Annotated in this window: 2 protein-coding genes; both read right to left on the reverse strand. The window is 39.1% G+C overall.

The features are described from left to right. Positions 1–1,022 (reverse strand): class I SAM-dependent methyltransferase (locus tag FV234_RS25725; protein WP_147832431.1); only part of this gene is annotated, 1,022 nt, incomplete at its 3' end. Between the two features lie 19 nt (positions 1,023–1,041). Beyond that, positions 1,042–1,699 (reverse strand): glycosyltransferase family A protein (locus tag FV234_RS25730; protein ID WP_147832432.1); only part of this gene is annotated, 658 nt, incomplete at its 5' end.

Here is a 1,699-nt window from a genome sequence, read left to right on the forward strand (position 1 = left end):
ATGGAACGCTGTATTATAGCAATACTTTTTTGAAGAAGATCCAATTTACCTTGTATTTCAACTGACATTCCTAACAAGCGCTGATCTTTATCGAATTTCTCCATATTTTCTAATTGGCGCCTTAAATTGTTAATACCAGTAATAACTTTATGCTGATTAAAATCGTCTTTCCCGCGACTTAGATCTTGTGTATGACCTTTATCCCCACCGTCATTCGTAGAACTGCCAAATTTAAAATGATCAAGCTCTGCTCGGAGACTTTGAGCCCAGCTATGGATGATTTCAAGTTCGCTCTGAGCTTCATAAGTATTATCATACAAAATTGATGTTTGATCAATCTGTAATGGTAATGCCGCATCAGAGCAACACGCGATAATGTAAATTGGGTCGACCATGTTAGCGATCGACTGGCTAATAGAGCCATTCGCTAGACTGTGGATATTTATATTACTTTTAACATTACTGTCTAGTGGCGAAAGAACTGATGTTTGATAAATCCTCTGGCCAAGTAGCTTATTTTTTTTGAAAAACTTTTTGCAAATCTCCTCAAACTCATCCGTCGTGAGTTCAAGCTTATGAAATATATTCGACTGCCCTAAACCGTCAGAGTACAAAGACTTGTCAGGAGTTGAAATCAAAAGTAACCCATTTTTCTTCAATACTCTCTTGATCTCAGAAAATGCGCTTTCATGATCAAGTATGTGTTCGATTGTTTCAAAGCAAGTAACTACATCAAATTTTTCGTCCTTAAAAGGTAAATTAGAAATGTCCGAAACGCAAAATCGTAAATTTGACCTGCTGTATGATTTGGATGCCCATTCAATAGCTTCAAAACTTACATCGACGGCATGAACATCAATCGCGGATTCAGCTAAGAAAGCGGCTCCATAGCCCTCGCCGCAAGCAACATCCAATACAGATTTTTCTTTGACAAATTGCCTCGCAAATGCGTATCTCTGCCAATGTTCGTAAGCAGTGATGCCTACCCGATCAGGATGGAATCGCTCACCAGAATAATCCATGTCATCCTCCGATAAAGAATTACCAATTAATCCAATTATGCCTTAATATAAACTCTGACATCAATGCTTTAGACTGAACATTTGTTTCCATGCGAAGCATTGAAGATTTATGAACCCGGTACCTACAGAGTATCTGTGGGACGTACACGCCATAGCGATCAGTTTCAATAAAATTGCACCAAAGATCATAATCTTCCCACCCGGGGATATGAAAGAAAGAATAGCCGCCGACAGCTTCGATAGCAGACTTTCTTATAAGAGCCATCGCGTCTACATAATTGCTTATCTTGAAGCGCTCTTTGCTCCAAATATCAGCAGCACCGATATCAGAGACATCGCCAAAAATCTCGATTTGTGAATAGGCAGCATCTGATCCGGCAGTGCAACAAGCATCTAATAGGCATCCAATTGCCCTTGGATATATTTCATTATCTGCATCTAAAATAAAGACGAATTCTCCGCGGGCATGCTCAAGCCCTATATTGCGACTTGCTGCAAGACCAAAATTGTCAATATTTGATAACAGCAACGCTCTCTTGAAATTATTGCTTCTTTTCTCAAACCAGTCTGTGACTGTCGAAAGAGATTGGTCTGTCGATTTATCGTCTATTACTATTATTTCAAGATCGGTAAATGTTTGAGAATGGACGCTTTCAAGCGCTTGGGTTATATAATTT

The organism is Methylobacterium sp. WL8 (assembly GCF_008040045.1).
In the GTDB taxonomy this organism is placed as follows: Bacteria; Pseudomonadota; Alphaproteobacteria; order Rhizobiales; family Beijerinckiaceae; genus Methylobacterium; species Methylobacterium cerastii.